This is a genomic window from Streptosporangium saharense, assembly GCF_014203715.1.
Taxonomy (GTDB): domain Bacteria; phylum Actinomycetota; class Actinomycetes; order Streptosporangiales; family Streptosporangiaceae; genus Streptosporangium; species Streptosporangium saharense.
On record NZ_JACHJP010000003.1, the window covers coordinates 297,486 to 315,305 of the forward strand.

The window sequence follows — 17,820 nt, forward strand, 5'->3', positions numbered from 1 at the left end:
CCTTCACAAGAACGGTCCCGTACGGCCTAGCCGTACGGGACCGTTTCGTTTGTGCGGGGGTCAGGCGGGGCGGTTGTGCGGGGAGAGCAGCCTGCCCAGCTCCTCCTCGACCTCCTGGCTGGCCACGAACATCAGCTCGTCACCGGCCTCAAGGGGGTCGTCCGCGCTGGGCACCAGCACCCGGCCCTCGCGCAGGATCGCCACCAGCGCGGTGTCGGCGGGCCAGGGCACCGAACCCGCCCGGTGGCCGACGACCGGCGCGTCCTCGGGGAGGGTGAGCTCGACCAGGTTGGCCTGGCCCTGACGGAAGGTCATCAGGCGGACCAGGTCGCCGACGCTCACCGCCTCCTCGACCAGGGCGCTCAGCAGCCTCGGGGTCGAGACGGCCACGTCCACGCCCCACGACTCGTTGAACAGCCACTCGTTCTTGGGGTGGTTGATCCTGGCCACCACGCGTGGCACGCCGTACTCGGTCTTGGCGAGCAGGGAGACGACGAGGTTGACCTTGTCGTCACCGCTGGCGGCGACGACCACGTGACAGTCGGCCAGGCCCGCCTCGTCGAGGGAGGAGATCTCGCAGGCGTCGGCGAGCAGCCACTCCGCCCTCGGCACGGTGTCGATCTTGATGGCCTTGGGGTCGATGTCGATGAGCAGGACCTCGTGGCCGTTCTCCAGGAGCTCGGCGGCGATGGACCGTCCGACGGCTCCGGCGCCCGCGATGGTGACGCGCATCAGTGGCTCCCCTCGGGAGGGCCGGAGAGCACCTTGTTGATGCGCTCCATGTCGTTCTCGGCCGCCATGACGTGCAGGATGTCGCCCTCCTGCACCACCGAGTCGTTCTTGGGCAGCAGGGTCTCGCCCATCCGGTTGACGAACGCGACGCGGGTGCCCGCTGCCTCCTCAAGGTCCTTGCTCCTGGTGCCGATCCAGGCGGGGTGGTAGGCCACCTCGGCCAGCACGACGGAGCCGGTGGGGTCACGCCAGAGCGGCTCGGCGCCCTCGGGCAGGACACGGCGCAGGATCTGGTCGGCGGTCCAGCGCACCGTGGCGACGGTGGGGATGCCGAGACGCTGATAGACCTCGGCGCGCCGGGGGTCGTAGATGCGGGCGACGACGTTGTCCACGCCGAAGGTCTCACGGGCGACCCTGGCGGAGATGATGTTGGAGTTGTCGCCGCTGCTGACCGCGACGTAGGCGCTGGCCGAGCCGATGCCCGCCTCCTCCAGCACGTCACGGTCGAAGCCGATGCCGGTTACCCGGCGGCCGCGGAAACCGGCCCGCAGCCTGCGGAAGGCCTGCGGGTCCCGGTCGATGATCGCGACCGAGTGGCCGCTGTCCTCAAGGATGTGCGCCAGGGTCGATCCGACCCGGCCACATCCCATGATCACGATATGCATGCTCCCCCGCCGCTCAGATTGAGGCGGATCTTGTTCATCCGTACCTAGTCAGTATGGCCCGGTTCGGGAGTGCCGCGTCAGTGGGACGGATGGATGGGGACTAGCATCGGCAGACGTGTCAAAGGTGACGGACCTCGTCAAGCGCCTCTTCATCGGGCGCGCGCTGCGCAGCACGCAGTTACATGAGCAATTGCTCCCCAAGCGCATCGCGCTGCCTGTTTTCGCGAGTGACGCCCTCTCCTCGGTCGCCTACGCGCCGCAGGAGATTCTCGTCATCCTTTCCATAGCCGGACTTTCGTTCTACCACTTTGCGCCCTGGGTCGCCATCGCGGTCGTCCTGGTGATGCTCACGGTGGTCGCGTCCTACCGGCAGAACGTGCACGCCTACCCCAGCGGGGGCGGCGACTACGAGGTGGCGACGGTCAACCTGGGGCCCAACGCCGGTCTCACCGTGGCCAGCGCCCTCATGGTCGACTACGTGCTGACCGTCGCGGTCTCCGTGGCCAACGGCGTGGACTACGTCGGCGCGACAGTGCCCTACGTCGCCGAGCACAAGCCGATGGTCGCCATCGTCATCGTCGTGCTGCTCACGCTGGTCAACCTGCGCGGCATCCGCGAGTCCGGGGTGGCGTTCGCGATCCCCACCTACGCCTTCATGATCTCGGTCATCGGCCTGGTCGCCTGGGGCGGCTTCCGGCTGCTGGTCCTGGGCGACGAACTGCACGCGCCGACCGCCGACTACCAGATCGTCGCCGAGCAGGGCGACCTGACCTCGCTGGCCGCTGCCTTCCTGATCCTGCGGGCCTTCTCCTCGGGCTGCGCGGCGCTGACCGGCGTCGAGGCGATCAGCAACGGCGTGCCCGCCTTCCGCAAGCCGAAGAGCAAGAACGCCGCGACGACCCTGCTGATGATGGGCCTGATCGCGGTCACGATGTTCGTGGGCATCATCGCGCTCGGCCTGGCCTCCGGCGTCAAACTCGCCGACCCGGCCACGGCCGCCCGCGACGTGCTCATCAACGGCAGGCCCGCGGGACCCGACTACTACCAGCAGCCGATCATCGCCCAGGTCGCCGACGCGGTCTTCGGCAACGGCTCGCTGTTCTTCATCGCGATCGCCGCGGTGACGGCCCTCATCCTGTTCCTCGCGGCGAACACGGCCTTCAACGGCTTCCCCGTGCTCGGCTCCATCCTGGCCCAGGACCGCTACCTGCCCCGTCAGCTACACACCAGGGGCGACCGGCTTGCCTTCTCCAACGGCATCGTCATCCTGGCCGCGGGTGCCTGCCTGCTGCTGTGGGGGTTCCAGGCGGACGTCAGCCGCCTGCTCAACCTCTACATCGTCGGTGTCTTCGTCTCGTTCACGCTGAGCCAGATCGGCATGGTCAGGCACTGGACCAGACACCTGAGGACCGAGACCGCCCCGAAGTCCAGGGCGCAGATGAAGCGCTCGCGGATCATCAACTTCTTCGGCGCCGTCATGACCGGCGTGGTGCTGGTGGTCGTGCTGCTGACCAAGTTCACCCACGGCGCCTGGATCGTCTGCGTGGCCATGCCGACGCTGTTCCTGATCATGAAGGGCATCCACCGCCACTACGAGAACGTGGCCGCCGAACTCGCGGTTGACGACGAGCTCCAGGTGGACGAGTCGATGCTGCCCGCCCGCAACCACGCCATCGTCCTGGTCTCCAAGATCCACAAGCCCACGCTGCGCGCGCTCAGCTACGCCAGGGCGACCCGGCCCTCGACGCTGGAGGCCGTCACGGTCGGCGTCGAGGGGGAGGAGGCGCGGGCCCTGCAGGAGGAGTGGGAGCGCAGGGGCATCCCGGTCCCGCTGAAGATGCTGGACTCGCCCTACCGGGAGATCACCCGGCCGATCCTGGAGTATGTCAAGTCGCTGCGCCGCCGTTCGCCCCGTGACGTGGTGACCGTCTACATCCCCGAGTACGTCGTCGGCCGCTGGTGGGAGCACCTGCTGCACAACCAGAGCGCGCTGCGGCTCAAGGGGCGCCTGCTCTTCCAGCCGGGCGTGATGGTCACCAGCGTGCCCTGGCAGCTGCACTCCTCCGACCGGCTCAGGGGCCGTCCCGAGCCCGCCGCCCCCGGCGCGGTCCGCCGTCCCCGCCACGAGATGGCTCGGGACCGGAGCCCGAAGGCATAACCTTTCGTATGACTCGTGATCACGAGGAGGCCGGACCGACGAAGAGACCTGGGGGCGTGACGATGGCGATCGAACTGACGGTGGGACCCGTCGCGCACGGTGGCTGGTGCGTCGCGCGCCACGAAGGACGGGTCGTTTTCGTACGGCACGCGCTCCCCGGTGAGCGTGTCCTCGCCGAGGTCACCGAGGAGACCACCCGGTTCCTGCGGGCCGACGCGGTCGAGATCCTCGACCCCTCCCCGGACCGGGTGACCCCGCCCTGCCCGTTCGCGGGCCCCGGCCGCTGCGGGGGCTGCGACTGGCAGCACGTCTCCCTCGACGCCCAGCGCCTGCTGAAGACCGACGTGGTCGCCGAACAGTTGGGACGGCTCGCCGGGATCGAGTGGAAGGGCGTCGTCGAGGAGGTTCCCGGCGCCCCCGACGGGCTCGGCTGGCGCACCCGCGTCCAGTTCGCCGTCGACCGCGACGGCGTCCTCGGCCTGCGGCGCCACCGTTCCCACGACATCGAGCCGATCGACGCCTGCCTGATCGCCCACCCCGAGGTGGAGAACGTCGGGGTGGAGGTCATGAACTGGCGCAACGCCTCCTCTGTCGAGGTCATCGCCTCCAACACCGGGGACCAGGCAGTCGTGATCGCCCCGAGGCCGCGCCGTACGGTCGCGGTGCCCGACATCGACACGAGCGTGGCCGTCTTCGTGGACGAGGGCGGCGGCAGGAGCCGGGTCGTCCACGGCCGCAACCACCTCGTCGAGCGGGTCGGCGACCGCGACTTCCAGGTCACGGGCAGCGGCTTCTGGCAGGTCCACCCCGGCGCCGCCAAGACCCTGCTCGACACGGTCATGGAGTTCGCCGCCCCGAGGCCCGGGGAGTGGGCCCTCGACCTCTACTGCGGGGTCGGCCTGTTCGCCGCGGGCCTGGCCGAGGCGGTCGGCCCCGAGGGCGCGGTCTTCGGCGTCGAGTCCGAGTCGGTGGCCGTGCGCGACGCCGAACGCAACCTCCGCGACCTGCCCCAGGCCCGCTTCGCCAGGGGCCGGGTGGAGAACGCCCTCGACCGCTTCGGCATCGAGCGCGCAGACCTGGTCGTCGTCGACCCGCCCCGCGCCGGTCTCGGCCGTGACGTCGTCGAGAGCCTCACCGCCCTCGGGGCGACCCGGATCGTCTACGTCTCCTGCGACCCGGCGACCATGGCCCGCGACCTGGCCTGGTTCGGCGACCGCTCCTACCAACTGTCCGACCTGCGCGCCTTCGACGCCTTCCCGATGACCCACCACGTGGAGTGCGTCGCCCTGCTGACCAACGCGGTGAGTTAGGCGCCCCCGCCGGGAAAGGGCGGGGGCGGCGGCGTGCTCAGCGGGCGGCCACCTGCGGTGACCGGATCACGTTCGCGCTGTGCGCGGGTCCGGCGACCATCAGCAGGACCGCGACGATTCCCAGGACGGACAGAACACGGCGGATCATGGGACTCCCATCGACGAGGGACGGATCACCCGCAGTGTGCACGGTTCCCGCCCGGTCGCCCATGGCAGGCAGTGCCGTCAGTCGTACAGGGTGGTGCTCCGGTACCACACCGTGCCCGGGAAGTTGACCGACGACGTCTCGCCCACCCCCACCCGGGGGCCGGTCATGGCGACCCATCCCACCGCGGGGTTCACGTGCACGCCGCTCACGTAGACGGCCTGCGTGCCCGTGCCGCCGGTGCACCTGCTGTGGGCGACGTATCCCTCCTGCCAGGTGGTGCAGCCCGTCAGGGTGGCGTGGGCGGGGGAGGCGGTGCCCACCAGCAACGAGGCGGTGAGCAGGGCGGTGGCGGATATGGCCGTGGTCCGGCTTGTTCTCACGTGCGGTTCCTCCGGGTCCGAAGGTTTCAGGTAAGAAACTTTCCAGATCGGACGATACCCGCAGAGGAAGCCGCGTCAAGAGCCGGTCGTGAGGGAGGCTCGGGAGCTGAGCGCCAGTAGGCCCATGGGGCCTACCTGGAATCGAACCAGGAAGAAGGAAGCCCTCGAATGGCCTCACGACCGGGGGCGAGGAGAGCGGGGAGACTACCGGGAAAAGGTGTGTGAGAAGGAAGTCCCCTCATGGCCTCGCGGCCCCAACCGTATCAGGCGGGGATCACCTCGTGCAGGGTCGCCGGGGTGAGCACCCGGGCGCCGGGCGGCGCGGCCGAGGCGTCGAACCCGAGGTAGGTGACGTGCTCCTCCGACGACTCCTTCGCGCGCCACAGCTCGACCAGGTGACGCACGCGCAGGTAGTCGCGCTCCACGATCGAGCGCACCAGCAGGGAGGTGGTGAGCCGGTTGGTCTCGACCTGGTTGAACCGGGGATACCCCTGCAGGTACAGGTGCAGCCACTTCACCCGCCAGCGGTCGTCGTCACCGCGCAGGAAGACGAGCGGCAGGGCGATCTGCCCGGAGCCGCGCAGGTCCGACTTCATCCGCACGGTCCGTGGCTCGAACGGCATGCCCTCCTGCTCGGCGTCCCTGGTCATGTAGCCGAAGAACGCCTCGGCCGCCTCGTTGAACCGCTCCCCGCAGAAGACGTTGACCTGGGGAATGACGATCGGGTGGGTGGCGTCGGCGAGCCGGATGTTGACGAACTCCGAGGCGCCGTGGGGCGCGGGCGCCTCGACGAGGTCACCGGAGTACTGGGCGAAGCCGTTGGCGAGGTTCGTCCACGAGATGTGCTCGGGGGAACCGTAGAAGGCGTCGAGCATGAGCGCCGACAGGTCGTAGTCGGTGCGCTGCCCGGCCTCGCGCCAGTGGACGAAGAACCTGAGCAGCTCGCCGTCCACCGCCGACAGCGATCCCCTGGGCAGCATGCCGAACCCGGGGGAGACGGCCTTGGCGGACAGCGGCAGGGCGACATCCAGCATGTCGGGATCGACGATGAGTCGCCCGGGGTCGGGAAGCCGCCGGACGATCTCGGCGTCCAGTACGGCCAGCACCCGCGTCAGGACCTCCCTGGCGAGCGGCGGACGGACGTCGGGAGCCGTCCACGCCCTGGCCTGCCGGTTGACGAAGACGCGGCCCGCCGCGGGGGCGAGGCGGTTCTGCAGGTGCTCGCGCAGGGACAGCAGGACACGGCCTGAGGCGCCGGTGACCGCCCTCTCTGCGGCCTCCAGCACGACCCGCTCATCCGGCCCGGTCCGCAGCAGGTGGTCGAGACGGCGCAGCAGCGCCCCGGGCGACCTCTCCAGCAACCCGACGGCCTCGACCGTACGGCCCGCAGCCAGGGCGGCCTCGACCCGGCTGCCGGGTCCCTCGACCCGCAGGTCACCCCTGGCCACCTCGAAGACCCGGGCGGCACGCGGGAAGGCGGGGTGCTCGTGGGGGTGCAGCCGCTCCCCGAGCCGCTTCCACCGCTCCCGGTGGCGTGCCACGTCGCCGAGCCCGGCCTGGGTGGCCACGGAGTCGAGCGCCCGCAGCAGGGCCCGCCGCTCGGCGCGGCGGAACGAGCGGAACTTTGTGGGTACGGCCAGCGTGACGTCGCCCCCGGACAGGCCGCAGGCGAGCCTGAGCACGTCGGTCACCGTGTCGACGAGGAGGGGAAGACCGGCGGCGAGCCGTACCTCGTTGAGGACCGCGCGGTTCTCCCGCACGGGAACGCGCTCGGGGTGGGCGGCGCCGGAGCTGGCGTGGAAGGAGGCCAGGGCGCGCAGCGCGACCAGGTCCTCGGCGGCCAGCGGCGCCTCGGAGCCCGCCAGCGAGAAGTACAGCTCCCGCGCCTCGGCCTCCAGGCTCCCGCCGAGTTCGAGCACGGTAACCCGGTCCCCGGCGAGCGGGACCAGCTCGGCGTGGACGGCGAGCAGGTCGGCGTGCGTGTGCCCGTAGCGGCCGTAGCCCGGCAGGTCCAGCAGGTTGAGCGCGGGCCCCTGGACACGGTCGGCGGCGACCGGGTCGAGCAGGGTCTCACGCAGCAGGCCCGCCCAGAACTCCAGGGTGTCGGGCACGTTCCTGGGGAAGTCGGCGAAGTAGACGTTGTGCTGGACGTGGTCGCCGACCAGCTCGCGGACGGCGGACAGGACCCGCACCCCGAGGTCGATCACGTCCCCGCCGGGCAGGCGCGACAGGCGTTCGAGCAGGTCCGCCGAGCAGGTGAACCCGACGCTCAGCAGGGCGGCGTCGAGCTGGCGGGCGGCCGTCTCCCCCCAGTCCGACGTGGCCTCGTGGAGAGCGTCGATGGGGACCCGAAGCCGTCTCGTGATGACGAGGCTTTCAAGATTGTCCACGAGCGCACCCTATAGCCAGGGCAGATGGCGACTCAGGGGATTTTCCGGGTTTTGCAGGGGATGAGGCGGTATGGCTCAGTCGGGTGGGCAGGCGTCCCGGGTGGACCTGGCGGTCGCGACGGCCTTCTGGACGCGCTCCTCCTCGGCGGCGCCGAGCGTGGTGCGGATGACGTGCCCGCCGTACGGGGCGATGACGTCGATGGTCTCCTCGATGCCGGAGGTCAGCAGCAGGAACAGGGCGGCGCCGCCGGGGGGAAGATGCTCGCTCAGCTCCCTGACGAAGCCGGTGTCGAGGCTGTCGTTGTCGGCCTCCTTGATGGCCGCGCCGGTCCCGGCCCCGGCCAGCGCCGCCGTACCGGCTCCCAGGACGGTTCCCCCTGCCGCCGCCGCGGTGAGCCCGGCCGCGGCCAGGGCGATGCCGATGATCGGGCCCAGCGTGACCAGGCCGATCAGCGCTCCCGTGACCGCCCCCTCGACGGCGTAGGTCGAGGCCCTGTGGTGGGTGGGGTGCACGGCGACCCGGCCGTCCGCCCGGTGCTCGACCAGCTCGAGATCGGCCAGCCCGGGGCGGGGCTTCGATGACAGCAGCGCCCGCCTGGCCCGCAGCGCGTCGTCCAGGTGGGGGTAGGCGACGGCGACGAGTTCGCTCATGGTTCCTCCCGACAGGCCGGTTCCCTGGAGCGATTCCCGCCACCGGCCCGTGCCGTCCCTCCCGGCGGCATGTTTGCGGGAACTTTGCCCGGTCCGGCTCACTCTCGTGCGGTACGGCCGAGCCGTTCCTCAAGCCGTTCCAGCCGCTGGACGAAGGGCCGCAGCTCCTGACGCACGGTCTCGGTGAGGGGGTCGGTATCCACGCTCCGGTGCTGTGCCCTGAGGTGGACGTAGCCCGCGAGCGCGGCGGTGACGGCGCGGCGGGTCAGCCTCGGTTCGGCGCCGAGCCCCCGCAGGACGCGTCCCGCCGTCCCCTCCGGCTCCGCGACCAGGCCGAGGAGCAGGTGCTCGCACCCGACGTAGTTGTGCCCGAGCGCGACGGCCTCGGTGACGGTCAGTTCGAGGGCCGCCGCGGCGGGCCCGCCGAAACGCGCGGGAGCGGTGGGCATGGTGGAGGTGGCAGGGGTGGCGTCGCTCCGGCCCAGGGCGTCCAGCTCCCGCCGTACCTGCCCGGGATCGACCTCGACGGCGCGCAGGACGTGCAGGGCCAGGTTGGTGCCCTCGGCGAGCAGACCGCCCAGCAGGTGCTCGGTGCCGACCTCGGCCGCCCCGCCCGCGCGGGCCTCCTCGATCGCGAGGCTCATCGCCGTACGGGCCCGCTGGGTGAAGCTCGCGAAACGGGCGTCGGAACCGTCGAGCCCCGGGGAGCCGAGCCCGGTCTCCCTGATGGCGGTGATGCGCCGTACTGCCTGCTCCAGGGCGCGCTGGCACACGGCGGAGACCGGGACCCCGGCCGCCTTCACCGCCTCGGCCAGCTCGTCGGGCAGATACACGTTGATCTTCGGCATGTCTCCCCTGTGGGCTCGACGAGGCTGCGGCGCATGTATAACCCCATGTGGGGTGTCTGTCTAGTGAGTCAGACCCACCAGCAGCCGGGACACGCTCCAGGAGGGGGTGGCTCCTCTGGTGGACAGCCAGGCCATTCCCTTGCGGGTGCTGAAGGCGACCAGCTTGCGGGCGTCCGTGGTGGTCAGGTCCTTCGCGCCGGTCAGGAACGGGGACAGGGCGATACGGCATCTCGTGCCCGTCCCGCCCAGGGACCTGACGATCTGGGGATGGGCGGCCCGTACGGCGGCGGCGATCGGCCTCAGGTGGGAACGGCGTCCCTGACCGGCCCGGATCGGGACCATGAGGCTGACCGTGGAGATCTCGGCCCCGCGCTCCCGGGTCATCCTGAGCATCTCCTGGTCGGCGCGGCTGAGGCCGTCGCCGTCGGCGGGCAGGGTGAAGCTCACCGTGAGGGTCCTGCCCGTGGCGGCGGCCTCCCGTTGCAGGGACGCGATGGCCGCCGCGCGGCGCAGGACGGTCGCCCCGCCGTCCCGCCCCCCGAGCTCGAAGTCGATGTAGCCCGCGTCGAAGGCGCTCACCGCGCGCCGGTAGGCCCCGGTGAGGCGCCCGAGATCGGTGCAGGTCGCGGCCAGTTCCCTGCCCGGACCGCCGAAGACGAGCCCCGCCTCACCACCGGCGGCCCGCAGGGCCTCCAGGCGCCTGGCCGGTGACAGGTCGCGGTCACGCCCGCTCCACACGGGAGTGCAGCCGTCCCCGCCCGCGGTGAGGTGCCCCAGGGTGAACCAGTGCGCCCGGCCTGGCGCGGACGTCTCGGGTGGCGCGAACGACGGGGTCCGGGCGGCGTCGACGAACGTCACGAAACCGGAGGGACGCGTGACGGGACCGGGCCGCCCGACGGCGGAGGGCGTGGGGCTGGGCGCGACGGGGGCCGGTGGGACGTGGATGGGCCGCTGTGCCCGTGCGGGCCGTACGGCACCGCTGGGCAGTATCCAGAGGGCGGCGCCCGTCCCCGCGGCGAGGGCCAGGGAGGCGAGCACGACGAGGGAACGCGGTGGGGTGCCGGGCTCCCGGAGACGGCGGTCGGTCGTCGCCCCCGTTTCCGGTCCGGGTTCCGGCTCTGTCGCCACCGACATGGGATCTTCCTCCTCGACGGCACGGCCTTACGGAACAGAACGGTGGCGATGGGTGCCTGTACGGTCACTTTGCGCACCGGAGAATGAACGGTAGCAAGTGTTCTCGCCACGCCGTCGAGTTTCCACGGATGGCGTCCGTAGTGCCCGGATAATGATGTTCATGGAGTTGAGGATCTTCACCGAACCGCAGCAGGGCGCCACATACGACGAGCTCCTGACGGTCGCGCAGACCGCGGAGCGACTGGGCTTCGACGCCTTCTTCCGTTCCGACCACTACCTGCGGATCGGCCCCGGCGACCCCGGGCCCGGCTCGACCGACGCCTGGGTGACCCTCGCGGGCCTCGCCAGGGAGACCTCCACGATCAGGCTCGGCACCCTGGTCACCCCCGCCACCTTCAGGTATCCTGGCGCGCTGGCGATCAGCGTGGCCCAGGTGGACAGGATGAGCGGCGGACGGGTCGAACTCGGCCTGGGCACCGGCTGGTTCGACACCGAGCACACCGCGTACGGAATCCCCTTCCCGCCGCTCGGCGAGCGCTTCGCCCGCTTCGAGGAGCAGTTGGAGATCCTGACCGGGCTGTGGGGGACGCCGGTCGGCGAGACGTTCTCCTTCGAGGGCGCCCACTACCGGCTCGCGGACTCGCCCGCGCTGCCCAAGCCGGAGCAGAGCCCCAGGCCGCCGATCATCATCGGCGGGACCGGCGCCAAGCGCACCCCGCGCCTGGCCGCGCGGTTCGCCGACGAGTACAACGCCCCCTTCCACACCCCCGGCGACAGCGCCGCCGCCTTCGGCCGGGTCAGGAAGGCCTGCGAGGAGGAGGGACGCGAGCGGCCGATCCTCCTCTCCGTCGCGCAGACCGTCGCCGTCGGCACCGACGAGGCCGAGGTCGCGCGCCGCGCCCGGGCCACGGGTCACGGGCTGGACGCGCTGCGGACGGACGGTCTGGCGGGCACCCCGGCCGAGGTGGTCGACAAGATCGGGCGGTTCGCCGAGCTTGGTGTCGAGCGGGTCTACCTGCAGGTCATGGACCTGTCGGACCTCGACCAGCTCGAACTGATCGCCGCCGAGGTGCTGCCCCGGGTGTAGGCCGGACGCCGGGTCCTCGGTAAAGACACGTGCAGCGGGAGGGCATATTCCCCGATGTATCCATTGTCCCTCCCATATCCCTCCTTACTGTGGTGAGAACCCGACCATCAGGGGAGGCGCCGTGGAATTCGAGCGATTCGATCGTGCAGCTCTGCGGGAGGTCGTCTCCATGCACGACGAACAGGGAGTGCTGTCGTTCTACGTGACGGCCTCCCCGCAGGAGGAGGCGGCGGTCAAGCCCGCCTGGCGGATCCGCTTCGGCAACGAGCTGTCGGAGCTGCGGGAGCAGATGGCCGCCGTCCCGGACAGGGAACGGCGGCTGGCCGTACTGAACCGGCTCGACGAGCTGGAGGCCGACTTCGAGCAGCTGCTCGACCCGACCGAGTCGGGCGTGGGACGCGTCATGTTCGCGCCGGTCGGCGACGACCGGGTGCGCTCGTTCTCCTTCCAGCTTCCGGTCACCGACCAGGTCGTCATGGAGTCGACGGCTTACGTGCGCCCGCTGGTCAACGCGGTCGAGACCGCCCCGCCCGCGGGACTCGTCGTGCTCTCCAGGGACGGCCTGAAGATGATCGACTACCGGTACGGCCTGGCGGAGGACCTGGGCGGCACGTCCTTCGAGATCCCCGTCGAGGAGTGGAAGCAGATGCGCGGCCCGGCGACCGCGGAACTCGCCAGGTCGGCCGCCACGCACCGCGACAAGTTCGAGCGCCGCGTCGAGGAGAACCTCACCCGTCAGCTGCGCGCCGCGGCGCCGGGGGTGGCCGAGGAGGCCAGGCGGCGAGGCTGGCAGACGGTCGTGCTCCTCGGCGACGTCCAGTTGACCGAGATCGTCGCGCCCCTGGTCGGCGGTGACGTCCTCCAGGTGGACGCGGTGGTGGACTCGCTGCCCCCGGCCAAGCTCGCCGAGTACGTCGAACCGCAGCTGCGGGCCGCGCGCACCAGGCACGGCGTCGAGCTGGTCGACCGGACCAGGGACGCCGCCCTGTCCGGAGGTCCGGGAGCCCTGGGCCTCGACGCGACACTCGGCGCGCTGAACGACAGCCGGGTGGCCCAGCTGCTGCTGGACGAGTCCGGCGAGTGGGAGGGCGGCCAGGCGCCGGACGGCCTGCTCTACGCCCCGGGCGGGTCGGCGGAGGCGGTCCCGCCCGACCCCACGATGGGGGAGCGCATGATCGAGCGCGCCCTCGACATCGACGCCGAGGTGATCGTCCTGGACGGCGAGGCCGCACAGCATCTCGCCGAGTCCGGCGGGGTAGCCGCCATGCTGCGCTGGTGACCCGTTCCGACGCTTCGCGGGCGAGCCGTACGGCTTTCGCGTGGGGTGTCGTGAGACACTCCAGATAGGGGTGTTTCCGCAGTTCAGATTAGGTTTCGAGGCTACGGTCCAGGCAGGGGGACCTCGCGGGGCGGCCCGTTAGGCACTTGGGTTTCGGGGAAAGGACTGTCATGGTCGGTACCGCCCCTTCGGGCACCCCCAAGGAGAACCTCGGGCACGTCGTCTTCATCACCGCCGCGGCCGCCATCGGCGGGTTCCTCTTCGGCTACGACAGCGCCGTCATCAACGGCGCCGTCACCGGCATCCAGAAGCACTTCCAGGTCGGTCCCGTCCAGATCGGGTTCGTCGTCGCCATCGCGCTGCTCGGCTCGGCGCTGGGCGCGTGGATCGCCGGGCGCATCGCCGACAGCTGGGGACGCACCAGGACGATGCAGGTGGCCGCACTGCTGTTCGCGGTCAGCTCCATCGGCCAGGCGCTGCCGTTCGCGATCTGGGACCTGGCCCTGTGGCGGGTGCTCGCCGGTGTCGGCATCGGCATGGCCTCGGTGATCGGCCCCGCCTACATCGCCGAGGTCGCGCCGCCCGCCTACCGGGGACGCCTCGGCTCCTTCCAGCAGCTCGCGATCGTGCTGGGCATCGCGATCTCGCAGCTCGTCAACTTCGCGATCGCGCAGCTCGCCGGGGGAGACGTCAACAACAGGCTGCTCGGCCTGCAGGCCTGGCAGTGGATGCTGGGCGCCTGCCTGGTGCCCGCCCTGCTCTATCTGCTCTTCTCGACGATCATCCCCGAGTCACCGAGGTTCCTCGTCGCCGTCGGGAAGACGGAGATGGCGCGCAGGGTGCTCAAGGAGGTCGAGGGGGACAGGGCCGACCTTGAGGACCGGCTCAAGGAGATCCAGGACTCGCTGCGCCTGGAGCGCCGGCCCCGGCTCAGCGACCTGCGTGGCCCCAGCCTCGGCCTGCTGCCGATCGTCTGGATCGGCATCCTGCTGTCGGTGTTCCAGCAGTTTGTGGGAATCAACGTCATCTTCTACTACTCGGCGTCGCTGTGGCAGTCGGTCGGCATCAACCAGAGCGACTCGCTGCTGATCAGCTTCTCCACCTCGATCATCAACATCGTCGGCACGTTCATCGCCATCGCGCTGGTCGACAGGATCGGCCGCAGACCGCTGCTGCTGATCGGCTCCGCGGGCATGGCGGTCGCGCTCGGCGTCGCCGCCTGGGCTTTCAGCGCGGGCGTCCACGTCGGGGAGACCGTACGGCTGCCGTCGCTGCAGGGCACCGTCGCCCTGGTCGCCGCGCACGTGTTCGTGCTGTTCTTCGCGCTGTCATGGGGTGTCGTGGTCTGGGTGCTGCTGGGAGAGATGTTCCCCAACAGGATCAGGGCCGCCGCGCTGTCCGTCGCCGCCGCGGCCCAGTGGGTGGCCAACTGGCTGATCACCGTCTCGTTCCCGTCCCTGGCCGCGTGGAGCCTCGCGGGCGCCTACGTGGGCTACTCCTTCTTCGCCGTGCTCTCCTTCGTCTTCGTGCTGTTCAAGGTGCGCGAGACGAAGGGCAGGAGACTGGAGGAGATGGGCTAGGTTCGTCCGGTGAGCCCCTCGGACATCCCGCCCTCGACAAAGCCGATAAAGCCGACGAAGGCCGAGCTGGCCGCCGCGGCCGACCTGACCATCGACGACGTGCTCGGCCCCTCGATCGAGGTGCTGTTCTGCGGCATCAACCCCGGTCTGTACTCCGCGGTGACCGGTCACCACTTCGCCAGGCCGGGTAACCGCTTCTGGCCCGCGCTGCACCTGTCGGGCTTCACCCCCAGGCTGCTGGCCCCCGCGCAGCAGTGGGAACTGCCCTCCTACGGCCTGGGCATCACCAACGTGGTCGCGCGGGCCACGGCGCAGGCGGCGGAGCTGTCCCCCGAGGAGTTCCGCGAGGGAGGCGTACGGCTGGCGCGGCTGGTCGGCGAGGTCAAGCCGAGGGTGCTGGCGGTCCTCGGTGTCACCGCCTACCGGACGGCCTTCGCAGAACGCGGGGCGGCGGTCGGGCCGCAGGAGAGAAGGATCGGCGAGACCGCCGTGTGGGTGCTGCCCAACCCCAGCGGGCTGAACGCCCACTGGACGCTGGACCGGATAGCCGGTCAGCTGCGGGAGTTGAGAGAGTCCCTGGCCTGACCCCTTCCTTGGAAGGAAGGGGTCAGGGGCGGATCACCTGTGGCCCATCCGGTGGTGCCTGCGCCTGTGGTGGAACATGCCCACCAGCGCCATCACCATCAGGGGCAGGAACAGGATCTTGAGAATGCCGAATCCCATGATCGCCGTCAGGGCGACCACCCCGATCAGCACCGGCGCGAACGGGGGAGCCCCCCGGCGGCCAGCCCGGTGGCGCTGGGCGGCGGCCCACCGCTGGGCGGTCAGCCGCTGCAGCGCGGCCTGGTTCTGCCACTGCTGCTGCCACTGACCGGGGTGGGACCAGCCGTGGTGCCCCCGGCGGTGGGCGTGGTGGTGGAGCCTGCGCGCCTCCCGCCACTGCGCCCGCCACTGCCTGCGCCACTCCTGCCGGTCCCATGAGGGATCCCACCGCTCCCCGTACTCCGCTTCGGCCACCGGGACGGCGCTGTGTCCGTCGTGCCCGGGGGTGCCGAAGCCGTACATGCCGGGCAGGTCAGGCAGGTCGGCGCCCGCGCGGGCCAGCTCGCGACCGGTACGTGCCGTCATGATCGTTTCGAGGCGCTCCTCGAACTCCTCGTGGGTCAGCCTGCCCTGCGCGTAGTGCTCGCGCAGGGACTCGGTGGCGGCGTCGCGTTCGGCGTCTCCGATGCGGAGATCGTCGGGAAACGTCATCGTGGGATCACTCCTCGCCGGGTTCGCCGTCTGCCAGGATCTGGTAGAGCTTGCGGCGCGTGTCGATCATGATCTGCCTGGCCTGTCCGATCTGCGCCTCACTGCCATTCTGCAAGACCTGGAAGAGCGCGACGGCTGACTGGCGGGCCAGATCCATCAGTTCCCAGGAACTCTCCCCGAGATCGGGAGTCATGTCCTCCCACGGGGCGCGCAGCTCCTCCTGGTGCTCGGCGACGTAGGCCCTGCCCGCCTCGGTGAGCTGGAAGGACTTGCGCCCGTCGGTCTCCTCGGACAGGACGAGGCCCTCGTCGGTGAGCTGCTGGAGCGCCGGGTAGACCGCGCCGGGACTGGGCTTCCAGCCTCCCTGGCTGCGCTTGGCGATCTCCTGGATGATCTGGTAGCCGTTGCGCGGCTCCTCGGAGAGCAGCGCGAGGATCGCGGCGCGGACGTCACCCCGCTTCGCCTTGCGCCCCCGCCCGAAGGGCCCCCCTCCGCCGAACGGACCTCCGCGTCCGAATGGACCGCCCCTGCCGAAGTCCCAGGGGAAGGGGCCACCGGGGAACGGCCCGCCGCGACGGCCACCGCGCTCCCGGTGCTCCCGGTGCCGGTGCTCGTGCGGGCCGTGCTCGTGCGCCTCGGGGCCGTGGTGCCAGGCGGCGGACATGTTCCCGAAGACCTGCCTGGCGGCGCGCTTCATCTCACGCCTGATCTCGTGCGGTACGGCTCCCGCGGCCCAACCGCCCATCGCTTCCGCTGACATGTGGGTACCCCCTGTTCTCGGCGATCGTCTTTCGACCGCTCTTGATGCGTCAAAGATATATCGAGAGCGTTCTAAGAGCAACCCTTCGATATGGCATTATGCTGTAACCATCTAAATCGTTTTGGAGGTTAGCTAGCGATGGTTCACGTGGAACGGGCGCCGCGGCGCAACGAGGCGGTGCTCGTCGGTTTCACCGTCGCGACCAACCTCGCCGACGGGGTGGCCAAGATCGCGCTGCCCCTGCTCGCCGTCGAGCTGACCGACTCACCCGGCCTGGTCGCCGGGGTCGGCCTGACCCTGACGCTGCCCTGGCTGTTCGCCTCCCTCCACGTGGGCGTCCTCGTCGACCGGGGCGACCGCAGACGCCTGGCCGCCCTGGCCAACCTGGTCAGGCTCGCGGTCGCCCTCGCCCTGCTGGCCGCCATCGGGGCGGAGGCGCTGACCCTGCCGCTGCTCTACCTGTCGGGCGTCCTCATCGGCCTGGCCGAGGTCGTCGCGAACTCCGCGGTCGGCGCCCTGGTCCCCGCCGCGGTGCCCAGGCAACGGCTCGGCCGGGCCAACGCCTGGATCGCGGGCGCGGAGACCGTCGCGAACGAGTTCGCGGGACCCGCCGTCGGCGGCCTGCTGGTCGGCGTCGGCGCCGCCTTCGCCCTCGGCTCCTCCGCCGCGGCCTTCGCGCTCGGCGCCGTACTGCTCGCCCTGCTCGCGGGCCGCTTCCGCGTCACCCGCCCGGCCGGTACGGCCATGCGACCCAGCCGGGTGCGGGAGGAGATGGCCGAGGGGCTCGGCTTCCTGTGGCGGCACCGCCTGCTGCGCACGATGTCGCTGACCATCGCGGTGCTCGTGGCCTGCTGGAGTGCCTGGCTGGCCCTGCTGCCCACCTACGCCGTGCGGACCCTCGGTCTCGACCCCGCCGCGTACGGCCTGCTGCTCGGCTCGATCGGGGTCGGCGGCCTGGCCGGCGCGGTGCTCACCGCTCCGATCAACCGCCTGCTCGGCGTGCGGTGGGCGCTGTTCGCCGACCTCGTCGGCACGATCCTGATGATGATCGTCCCCGCGGTCTTCCCCCAGGCCTGGGCGGTCGGCGTGGCCGCGTTCGCGGGCGGCATGGGCGGCACGCTCTGGACGGTCAACAGCCGCACCCTGGCGCAGTTGATCGTCCCCGACCACCTGCTGGGACGCTACTCGGCCGCCTCACGCCTGCTGAGCTGGGGAACCCTGCCCATCGGTGCCGGACTGGCCGGGGTGCTCGCCGAACTGGTGGGGGTGAGAGCCGCCTTCGCGGGCTTCGCCGTACTGGCCCTGCTGCCGGTTGTGCCCTTCCTGCTGACCGTCACCGAGAGTGAGCTAACCCTCGCGCGACGAGAAAGTGAGATAGATCACGTAATTCCCGGCTGAAATTGGAACAACTCCTGAGACCTGCACGTTACAAAGGACATAGACG

General features: G+C 70.8%; 16 protein-coding genes. 7 read left to right on the forward strand and 9 right to left on the reverse strand.

Translation table 11 applies throughout. From position 1 onward, the window contains the following. Nucleotides 1-60: 60 nt before the first annotated feature. Both FHS44_RS17330 and FHS44_RS17335 read right to left on the reverse strand, forming a co-directional pair. Nucleotides 61-732, reverse strand: coding sequence for a potassium channel family protein (locus FHS44_RS17330; protein ID WP_184715829.1), 672 nt, complete (start codon nt 730-732; stop codon nt 61-63). After that, entirely contained in the window at nt 732-1,397 is a 666-nt protein-coding gene (locus tag FHS44_RS17335; protein WP_184715831.1) for a potassium channel family protein, read from the reverse strand. Before FHS44_RS17335 ends, FHS44_RS17330 begins: the two co-directional genes overlap by 1 nt. A 115-nt stretch (nt 1,398-1,512) precedes the next feature. Between FHS44_RS17335 and FHS44_RS17340 the strand changes: the two genes are divergently transcribed. Both FHS44_RS17340 and FHS44_RS17345 read left to right on the forward strand, forming a co-directional pair. Further along, nucleotides 1,513-3,555, forward strand: coding sequence for an APC family permease (locus FHS44_RS17340; protein ID WP_184715833.1), 2,043 nt, complete (start codon nt 1,513-1,515; stop codon nt 3,553-3,555). A 62-nt stretch (nt 3,556-3,617) separates the two neighbouring features. Next, nucleotides 3,618-4,865, forward strand: a complete 1,248-nt coding sequence (locus FHS44_RS17345) for a class I SAM-dependent RNA methyltransferase (protein WP_184715835.1) — start codon at nt 3,618-3,620, stop codon at nt 4,863-4,865. Nucleotides 4,866-5,090: 225 nt separating this feature from the next. Here the strand turns inward: FHS44_RS17345 and FHS44_RS17350 are convergent, their stop codons facing one another. From FHS44_RS17350 to FHS44_RS17370, 5 genes are all read right to left on the reverse strand, one after another. Next, nucleotides 5,091-5,393 carry a hypothetical protein gene (locus FHS44_RS17350; protein ID WP_184715837.1) on the reverse strand — a complete coding sequence of 101 codons (303 nt, stop codon included), beginning with the start codon at nt 5,391-5,393 and terminating at the stop codon, nt 5,091-5,093. A gap of 263 nt (nt 5,394-5,656) precedes the next feature. Continuing rightward, nucleotides 5,657-7,783: a TerD family protein gene (locus tag FHS44_RS17355; protein ID WP_184715839.1), complete on the reverse strand. Its 2,127-nt coding sequence runs from the start codon at nt 7,781-7,783 to the stop codon at nt 5,657-5,659. Between the two features lie 75 nt (nt 7,784-7,858). After that, nucleotides 7,859-8,434 (reverse strand): DUF1269 domain-containing protein, encoded by a 576-nt coding sequence (locus FHS44_RS17360; protein WP_184715841.1) that lies wholly within the window; start codon nt 8,432-8,434, stop codon nt 7,859-7,861. Nucleotides 8,435-8,532: 98 nt separating this feature from the next. Next, nucleotides 8,533-9,282 (reverse strand): Clp protease N-terminal domain-containing protein, encoded by a 750-nt coding sequence (locus FHS44_RS17365; RefSeq protein WP_184715843.1) that lies wholly within the window; start codon nt 9,280-9,282, stop codon nt 8,533-8,535. A gap of 60 nt (nt 9,283-9,342) precedes the next feature. Then, nucleotides 9,343-10,416: a glycoside hydrolase family 18 protein gene (locus FHS44_RS17370; protein WP_184715845.1), complete on the reverse strand. Its 1,074-nt coding sequence runs from the start codon at nt 10,414-10,416 to the stop codon at nt 9,343-9,345. 160 nt (nt 10,417-10,576) lie between these two features. Between FHS44_RS17370 and FHS44_RS17375 the strand changes: the two genes are divergently transcribed. From FHS44_RS17375 to mug, 4 genes are all read left to right on the forward strand, one after another. Next, entirely contained in the window at nt 10,577-11,503 is a 927-nt protein-coding gene (locus FHS44_RS17375; protein ID WP_184715847.1) for an LLM class F420-dependent oxidoreductase, read from the forward strand. A 121-nt stretch (nt 11,504-11,624) separates the two neighbouring features. Next, nucleotides 11,625-12,782: a VLRF1 family aeRF1-type release factor gene (locus FHS44_RS17380; RefSeq protein WP_184715849.1), complete on the forward strand. Its 1,158-nt coding sequence runs from the start codon at nt 11,625-11,627 to the stop codon at nt 12,780-12,782. Between the two features lie 170 nt (nt 12,783-12,952). Further along, nucleotides 12,953-14,362 (forward strand): sugar porter family MFS transporter, encoded by a 1,410-nt coding sequence (locus FHS44_RS17385; protein ID WP_184715851.1) that lies wholly within the window; start codon nt 12,953-12,955, stop codon nt 14,360-14,362. Between the two features lie 9 nt (nt 14,363-14,371). Beyond that, nucleotides 14,372-14,947 carry a G/U mismatch-specific DNA glycosylase gene (gene mug, locus FHS44_RS17390; RefSeq protein WP_312863691.1) on the forward strand — a complete coding sequence of 192 codons (576 nt, stop codon included), beginning with the start codon at nt 14,372-14,374 and terminating at the stop codon, nt 14,945-14,947. 33 nt (nt 14,948-14,980) lie between these two features. On the opposite strand, the gene FHS44_RS40190 is transcribed toward mug, so the two are convergent. Then, nucleotides 14,981-15,616: a DUF1707 SHOCT-like domain-containing protein gene (locus FHS44_RS40190; RefSeq protein WP_221460922.1), complete on the reverse strand. Its 636-nt coding sequence runs from the start codon at nt 15,614-15,616 to the stop codon at nt 14,981-14,983. Between the two features lie 7 nt (nt 15,617-15,623). Next, nucleotides 15,624-16,376, reverse strand: a complete 753-nt coding sequence (locus FHS44_RS17400) for a PadR family transcriptional regulator (RefSeq protein WP_184715853.1) — start codon at nt 16,374-16,376, stop codon at nt 15,624-15,626. Between the two features lie 138 nt (nt 16,377-16,514). Between FHS44_RS17400 and FHS44_RS17405 the strand changes: the two genes are divergently transcribed. After that, nucleotides 16,515-17,774: an MFS transporter gene (locus FHS44_RS17405; RefSeq protein ID WP_184715855.1), complete on the forward strand. Its 1,260-nt coding sequence runs from the start codon at nt 16,515-16,517 to the stop codon at nt 17,772-17,774. The last annotated feature ends 46 nt before the right edge of the window (nt 17,775-17,820 follow it).

Coding starts and splice junctions, on each gene's coding strand:
- FHS44_RS17330 (WP_184715829.1), bottom strand. CDS start 732: ATGCGCGTCACCATCGCGGGCGCCGGAGCCGTCGGACGGTCCATCGCC.
- FHS44_RS17335 (WP_184715831.1), bottom strand. CDS start 1,397: ATGCATATCGTGATCATGGGATGTGGCCGGGTCGGATCGACCCTGGCG.
- FHS44_RS17345 (WP_184715835.1), top strand. CDS start 3,618: ATGGCGATCGAACTGACGGTGGGACCCGTCGCGCACGGTGGCTGGTGC.
- FHS44_RS17360 (WP_184715841.1), bottom strand. CDS start 8,434: ATGAGCGAACTCGTCGCCGTCGCCTACCCCCACCTGGACGACGCGCTG.
- FHS44_RS17365 (WP_184715843.1), bottom strand. CDS start 9,282: ATGCCGAAGATCAACGTGTATCTGCCCGACGAGCTGGCCGAGGCGGTG.
- FHS44_RS17370 (WP_184715845.1), bottom strand. CDS start 10,416: ATGTCGGTGGCGACAGAGCCGGAACCCGGACCGGAAACGGGGGCGACG.
- FHS44_RS17375 (WP_184715847.1), top strand. CDS start 10,577: ATGGAGTTGAGGATCTTCACCGAACCGCAGCAGGGCGCCACATACGAC.
- FHS44_RS17385 (WP_184715851.1), top strand. CDS start 12,953: ATGGTCGGTACCGCCCCTTCGGGCACCCCCAAGGAGAACCTCGGGCAC.
- FHS44_RS40190 (WP_221460922.1), bottom strand. CDS start 15,616: ATGACGTTTCCCGACGATCTCCGCATCGGAGACGCCGAACGCGACGCC.
- FHS44_RS17400 (WP_184715853.1), bottom strand. CDS start 16,376: ATGTCAGCGGAAGCGATGGGCGGTTGGGCCGCGGGAGCCGTACCGCAC.
- FHS44_RS17405 (WP_184715855.1), top strand. CDS start 16,515: ATGGTTCACGTGGAACGGGCGCCGCGGCGCAACGAGGCGGTGCTCGTC.